The organism is Dehalococcoidia bacterium, from assembly GCA_025054935.1.
In the GTDB taxonomy this organism is placed as follows: domain Bacteria; phylum Chloroflexota; class Dehalococcoidia; order SpSt-223; family SpSt-223; genus JANWZD01.
On the sequence record JANWZD010000008.1, the window covers coordinates 141,200 to 147,934 of the forward strand.

Sequence of the window (6,735 nt, forward strand, 5' to 3'; positions counted from 1 at the left end):
TCCAACCGTTAGAGGCTCTCCGGGACGAAGCCGTGCCGCATGGTGTTCTCGCTGACGACGCGCGGCTCGACAAACTGGCGCAGATAGTCTGGTCCGCCCGCTTTCTCGCCGATGCCGGAGATGCCGAGCCCCCCGAACGGCTGACGGCCGACGACCGCGCCGGTGATCTTCCGGTTCAAGTAGAGATTGCCGACGCGGAATTCGCGCGCTGCCCGCTCGAGATGACGCGGGTTGCGGGAGAAGACGCCGCCGGTGAGCGCATACGGGACGCTCATCGCCAGCCGCAGCGCAGCGTCGAAATCGGGCACGTGGAACAGCGCGAGCACCGGCCCGAAGATCTCCTCGCGCGCGAGCGGTCCCTCCTCGGGCACGTCGCCGAAGAGGACCGGCGGGACGTACCAGCCCGGCCTGGCAGGCGTCGGGGCTGCGGCGAGCAGTCGGGCGTGTGATCTCCCCCACGCGATCACCTCGGTGATCCGCGCCTGCGCCTCGGCGCTGATCACCGGAGGGACGAAGGTAAACGGGTCTTCAGGCGGTCCGACGACAAGACTTTCGACCGCCGGGACGAGCCGTTCGACCACGTCGCGGAAGGCCGAACCGACAACGATCAGCCGGCTGGCAGCGCTGCACTTCTGCCCCGCGAAGCCGTAGGCCGAGACAAGCGTTCCAGCGATCGCGAGGTCGAGGTCGGCATCCTCGTCAACGATGAGGGCGTTCTTGCCGCCCATCTCAGCGATCACCTTCTTGAACCCGCGTGCCTGCGGGCGCGCTGCAGCCGCGATGATCGCCTGCCCGACGGCACTGCTGCCGGTGAAAGCAATGAGAGCAACCTCGGGATGCTCGACAAGCGCCCGCCCCACGGTCTCCCCAACGCCGGGCAGGCAGTGCACCACTTCTGCCGGGACCCCTGCCTCATGGAGCAGGGCGACGAACCGCAGCGCAATCAGCGGCGACTGCTCGGCCGGCTTGACGAGAGCGCAATTGCCGGTGACGAGCGCGGCCGACGTCATCCCGGTGACGATCGCGAGCGGAAAGTTCCACGGCGCAATCACCGCCGCGACGCCGCGCGGTTCGGCGAGATAGAGGTTGCGCTCGCCGAGCACGCTGCCGAGTGTCTGCGGGGCGAGGACGCGCTCGGCGTCGTCGGCGTAGTAGCGGAGATAATCGATCGCCTCGGTGACATCGCCGTCTGCTTCAGCCCACGGTTTGCCGGATTCCACGACCATCAGCGCCGCAAGGTCGAAGCGGCGAGCCTCCATCAGTTCGGCTGCCCGCCGCAGCAGCGCTGCCCGCGCTGTGACGGGGCGGTCGCGCCAGCTCGGGAACGCCGCCGTTGCGACGGCGACGGCCGTCTCGACATCGGCTGGCGTCGCCTGAGCGACCTCCCCGACAACCCGCGCGGGGTCGCTCGGGGAGCGGATCTGCTCGAACACGCGGCCGGCGACCTCGCGTCCGCCGATGCACAGCGGATGGCGCTCCGCACGGAGCCGGGCAAGCGCGTCCCGCATCTGCTGCCGGGTCTCCGGCGCGAAGAAGCGCGCTGCCGGCGCGTTGACAAAGCTGATCGTCGGCCGCGCCGGCGAGGTGACGGCGCGAGACGAAGGCGCGCGGAGCGCCGCGCCAGCGTTGAACCATGCTTGGTTCGAGGTGTTCTCGAGGAGGCGGCGGACGAGATAGGCCATGCCCGGGATGATCGCCCCAACCGGCACATAGACCCGTGTCCGGTAGCCGTCCTTGGCCAGTGTCTCGCGGATCCCCTCCGCCATGCCGTAAAGCACTTGAAACTCGAGGTCGTGCTTGGCGAGGCCGCGCCGCTGCGCCTTCACCGCAGCTTGGGCGATCGAGCGCGGGTTGTGCGTGCCGAAGGCGGGGCGGAGCGCCGGCCACGCGTCGAGCAGGGCATCGGTGCAGCGCTCGAAGGACTCATCGGTCTCCTCTTTGCGCTCATAGACAGGAACTGGCCAGCCATACTGGCTAGCGACGGCGCGCTCTTCGTCCCAGTAAGCGCCCTTAACGAGGCGGACCGTAATCGGCGTGCCCCGCCGCTCGGCGAGCGCCCGCAGCCAGGCAATGTCCTCGAGGGCGTCGCGAAGATACGCTTGGACGACGATGCCAAAATGCGGGTAGCGCGCGAACTCGGCCTCGGAGACTTGGCGGGCGAAGGTGAGATGGGTCAGGTTCTTGAAGCGGTACTGCTCCATGTCGACATTGACGAAGACGCCGTGCTGCATAGCCCGCTGCAGCACCGGGCGGAGCCGGCGGAGGATCACCTCGCCGACCGCTTCTGGGGCCGCCGGCTCGAGGTGCGGCGCGAAGGCGGAGTACTTGAGCGAGATGTTGAGGGCGGCGGCGTCCTCCCAGACCGGCCCGTGCGGCGTCAGCCGCTCGGCCTCGCGGGTCAGCAGGTCGAGCAGGTCAAGATAGCGGCGCTGGTAGGCATCGGCTTCAGCGTCGGACAGGCACGCCTCGCCGAGCAGGTCGATCGTGTGGCCGATGCCGTCGCGCGCCAAGCGCTCGAGGCGAGACCGAGCAGCGCGCGGCGACTCGCCGACGATGAAGCGGCGCGCCATCTCAATGACGCCGAGCCGGACGAGCTGCGTCAGGATCGGGCGGAAGGTCGCGTGGCTAGCCCACTCCGCCACCTGACCGACAAGCGGCGCCTCCAGTCTGTCGAAATACTGCTGGACGTGGTCGGCAACTGCTGCCGGTGTCCGCAAGGCGGGGAGCACGTCCACAAAGCGGAGCAGCTGCGTGCGGAACACGGGGTCAGCGGTTGCCCGTTCGAGCACCTGCTGCTGGAACCAGCGCGGTGAGAGCAGAACTCCATTCGCGGCTTGGCCGGCTGCTGCCAGCCGCTCAGCAAGCGCGTTCACCTGGCGGTCGAGTGCCGGATCGATCATGGCCTGAGCTCCCTGAGGCGCCGGCGACGGCGCCCGCGCAGCAATGGTACAGCGGCGGGCCGGCGGTGAGCGGGGCGCTTCCCGCTCGACCAAGCGAGGACGAAGAGGTCGCAAGGCGGTCGCGGGGAACACTGGCTCCCGCCGTCTGGCCGAGTGCTGCGCTGTGCGAGAGGGGCTTCCGGGACCAAGGCGCACTGCGCCTCTCCGTACAGGCGACAGAGCGGCAATCCCGCTGTTCGCTCGCCGCGCTCCCTCCGTGCGCGGACCGCTCGGCTGCCGCAGATGCTGTGCTGCGCAGGAGGGGCACAGCTCGTGAAGGGGGGTGCCGTTAGAAGGTGATCTCCGTTACATCCGGCGCGACTTGGAGCGGCGCCTCGGTGCGCGCTTGCACCTCCTCGACGGTGTGGCCGGGAGCGACCTCGCGCAGCAGCAGCCCGGCGGGCGTCACCGCGATGACGGCAAGGTCTGTGACGACGAGCGAGACGCAGCGCCGCCCGGTCAGCGGATAGGTGCAGCGGCGGACAATCTTCGGCTCACCGCGGCGCGTCGTGTGCTCCATCGCCACGATCACCTGCTTTGCGCCGGTGACGAGGTCCATGGCGCCGCCGATGCTGCCGATGCCGCGCTCGGGGCGCATCCAGTTGGCGAGGTCGCCCGCTTCGGACACCTGCAGCCCGCCGAGGACCGTCGCGTCGAGATGGCCGCCGCGGATCATCGCGAAGGCGGCCGCACTGTCGAAGAACGACGCTCCGGGCAAGAGTGTCACAAACTGGCCGCCGGCATTGCGGATGTCGAGGTCTTCTGTCCCCGGCGCGGCGAGCGGACCGTAGTTGAGCGCTCCGTTCTCAGAGTGGAGGACGACGTTGGCGAACTCGGGGATGAAGTTTGAGACCAGTGTCGGGATGCCGATCCCGAGGTTGACGTAGCGCGCCCCGCTCTCCCGCAGCGCCCGGGCGACGCGCAGCGCGATCAGCTCGCGGTCGAGCGGCACTGCCCTACTCCCGCGCCGCGAGGCAGAGGCGATCGACGTAGATGCCGGGCGTGCCGATCCGCTCGGGGTCGAGCGCGCCGACGGGCACGATCGCTTCGACTTGGCAGATCACGATGTCGGCCGCGGTCGCCATCACTGGGTTGAAGTTCCGCGCCGTGCCACGGTAGACGAGATTGCCCATCGTATCAGCCTGGAAAGCGCGGATGAGCGCGTAGTCAGCGCGGATCGGCCGCTCGAACACATACTCGCGTCCGTCGATGACGCGCACCTCCTTGCCCGCGGCGGCAACCGTTCCGACGCCGGTCGGGGTGTAAAAGCCGCCGAGGCCGGCGCCGCCGGCGCGAATCCGCTCGACGAGCGTTCCCTGGGGGACGATCTCGACCTCGATTTGGCCGGCATTGAACTGGCGCTCGAGCGCGGTGTGCGCCGTCTCGCTCGCCGGCACCGGGAAGGAAGCGATCACCTTGCGAATGAGGCCGCGCTCGGCCAAAAGGTCGGTGTTGTCGTGGACGGAGATGTTGTTGGTGATGATTGTCAGGTCGCGCGCGCCATGCCGCGCGAGGGCGCGCACCAGTTCGAACGGCTGGCCGCCGCCGGCGAACCCGCCGATCAAGATGCTTGCCCCGTTCGGGATGTCGGCGACCGCCTCGTCGGGCGTCAGCACCGGAACGACGATCATTGCACGACGTAGCGCAGGCCTTGCCGGCCGAGGATGCGCGGTCCATCCTCGCCGACGAGGACACTTGTGCCGACGATCGTGATCACGCTGTTGTCAGGCGTCATCAGATGAGGAAAGACGGTGAACGCCATGCCGGGGCGGAAGATGATCTCGGTCGGCGGTCGGTACCCGTCGAAGCCGCGGACGCAGATCATCTGCCAGCCCCCGGTGCTCTGCCCGGTCGCCAGCGGGCCGTGGCACCACAGCCCACGCGCCGGCACGACGTCGCCGCATCGCGCCGCCTCGCTTGTCGTCCCGCCCGGCCGCAGCGCGGCGACAACACAGCGCGCCACCTCGAGCGCCGTCTCGAAGAGGGTGTGCACCTCGGGCGGCGGCTCACCGAGCGCGATTGGAAAGCCGCGATAGGCGCGGAAAGGGCCGCGGGCGGCATTGCTCTCGAAAAAGACGTAATCCCCCCGCTGCAAGGTCCGGCTCGCTGCTGCTGGGTCGAGGATGCTTGTCGAGCGGTCCATTGCCGCTGCCCGTGCCGAGAGCGCCGACAGTCCCAGGTCGCGCTCCTTGGAGAATGCATGGGTGGCGGCGACGACCTCCGCCAGCGAGACGCCCGGCCGGACGGCGTCGACGTAGAAGTCGATTACGCGGTCGAGATCCTCGGCGGCGCGCTCCAGCAGCGCTTGCTCCTCGGGCAGCAGCAGGTTGCGGACGGCCTCGTAGGCCTCGGTGACAGTGTCGAACCGGGCGGCCGGGAGGTCGGCCTTCAGGCGTTCGTACAGCAGGTGGGGGATCCCGCGGGTGCGCAGGCTGTCGACCTCGACGAGACCGATGGCGCCCCGGTCGAGCCGGCGCGCCCGCAGTTCGCCGATCAGCTCGTCGCTGTAGTCAATGCCGCCGTTGCGCACCTCGATGATTGCCGTGCGGCGGACGAAGGGAACGAGCGCTTTCGGCTGCACCCAGAGGACTGCCTCACCCTCGGCGGGGAAGAGCGCGAGCCCATGCGTTCGGCATTCGCCAGCGACATATTCGAGATTGGCGTTCAACGGCGGCGCCAGCCCGTAGACGACCAGCGCGTCCAGCCCGCGCTCGGCCATCATGGCACGGAGCGCGGCATGGCGGCGGGCGTAGGTCTCGCGTGACAGCACGGCGTTCCTCGCTGCAATGCACACTGTACCACGCTTGACGGCGGCAGCGGCGGCGGGCGAGCATGCCGCAGGATGATCTGAGGAGGAGGAATGAAGCCCCGGTCCACTCGAGGCAAGATCCTCTACATTGGCGACGCTGTCGGTGAGCGCGGACGCGAGTGGTTCCACCGCACCGACTATCCAGACGGCACGACGGTCTTTCGCACCATCTCCGAGATTGACGACAGCCAGATTGTGCGCGATGTGGTCTGGTCGGTCGATGCCAAGTTCCGTCCTCGCGAGTGCTACGAGCGGCTGGTAGTGCGCGGCGCCGTGAGCATGGGCTGGTTCAAATTCGAAAAGGACTATTGCCTCGTCGAGGGGTACTACGCTGACCTTGGCCGAGTGTCGCAGCGGCTGGACTACACTCACGAGCCGACGTTCCTCGCCTGCCATCCGCTCGTCGGCGACTGTCTCGCTGTTGCCGGGTACGACTTTGAGAAGGGCGGCCGCCAAGTGCTGCACGGGATCACGACCTCGCCAACGGTTAATGGTTCGACCGGCCCGATCGCCACGCGCAGCAGCCATCCGGTTGAGTATCGCGGCTGGGAGACGGTCGACACTCCGATTGGCCCGGTCGGCGCGCATCACTTCTGTCTCTACTACGGCCCGAATAACGAGAAGAGCGAAGAGATCTGGTGCGGCGAGGACTTCAGCTTCGTCCGCGTTCGCAACGACGAGCTAGCGACGACTTATGAGCTCGTTGAACTCGAGACATGGGAAGGCAGAGGCGCCTGACCAACGCGAGCAGGGGTCGGCGTCTCTGCTCTTCCCCTGCTCGCTTGTGGGTGCCATCCGGGCGCGAGGAAGGCGGGTCCTCCCCGGATGAGGCGCCTCGAACTGCGCCGGCGGTTATCGCGAGCCGGTCGATGCTGGCGCGTCCTGAGACTCAGTTCTCCCCAGAACGGAGGAGCGCCCTTGTCATGGCGCCGTCATTGCGAGGCCGAGGGAACCGAGGCCGTGGCAATCCCGATCGCAGCCCGCACT

The 6,735-nt window shown here is 68.4% G+C and carries 5 protein-coding genes; 1 reads left to right on the top strand and 4 read right to left on the bottom strand.

Going from position 1 to position 6,735, the window contains the following annotated elements; genetic code table 11:
- Nucleotides 1–8 precede the first annotated feature (8 nt).
- From NZ773_10350 to NZ773_10365, 4 genes are all read right to left on the bottom strand, one after another.
- On the bottom strand, nucleotides 9–2,900 hold the full coding sequence (locus NZ773_10350; protein ID MCS6802325.1) for a proline dehydrogenase family protein: 2,892 nt from the start codon (nucleotides 2,898–2,900) through the stop codon (nucleotides 9–11).
- Nucleotides 2,901–3,228: 328 nt separating this feature from the next.
- Nucleotides 3,229–3,891, bottom strand: a complete 663-nt coding sequence (locus tag NZ773_10355; protein MCS6802326.1) for a 3-oxoacid CoA-transferase subunit B — start codon at nucleotides 3,889–3,891, stop codon at nucleotides 3,229–3,231.
- Between the two features lie 4 nt (nucleotides 3,892–3,895).
- Nucleotides 3,896–4,570 carry a CoA transferase subunit A gene (locus NZ773_10360; protein MCS6802327.1) on the bottom strand — a complete coding sequence of 225 codons (675 nt, stop codon included), beginning with the start codon at nucleotides 4,568–4,570 and terminating at the stop codon, nucleotides 3,896–3,898.
- Nucleotides 4,567–5,709: an aminopeptidase P family N-terminal domain-containing protein gene (locus NZ773_10365; protein MCS6802328.1), complete on the bottom strand. Its 1,143-nt coding sequence runs from the start codon at nucleotides 5,707–5,709 to the stop codon at nucleotides 4,567–4,569. The genes NZ773_10360 and NZ773_10365 overlap by 4 nt, the downstream gene beginning before the upstream one ends.
- A 90-nt stretch (nucleotides 5,710–5,799) precedes the next feature.
- Here NZ773_10365 and NZ773_10370 point away from each other — a divergent pair, with 90 nt between their 5' ends.
- Complete coding sequence (locus NZ773_10370) at nucleotides 5,800–6,486, top strand: hypothetical protein (protein MCS6802329.1); 687 nt, start codon at nucleotides 5,800–5,802, stop codon at nucleotides 6,484–6,486.
- Nucleotides 6,487–6,735: the final 249 nt, after the last annotated feature.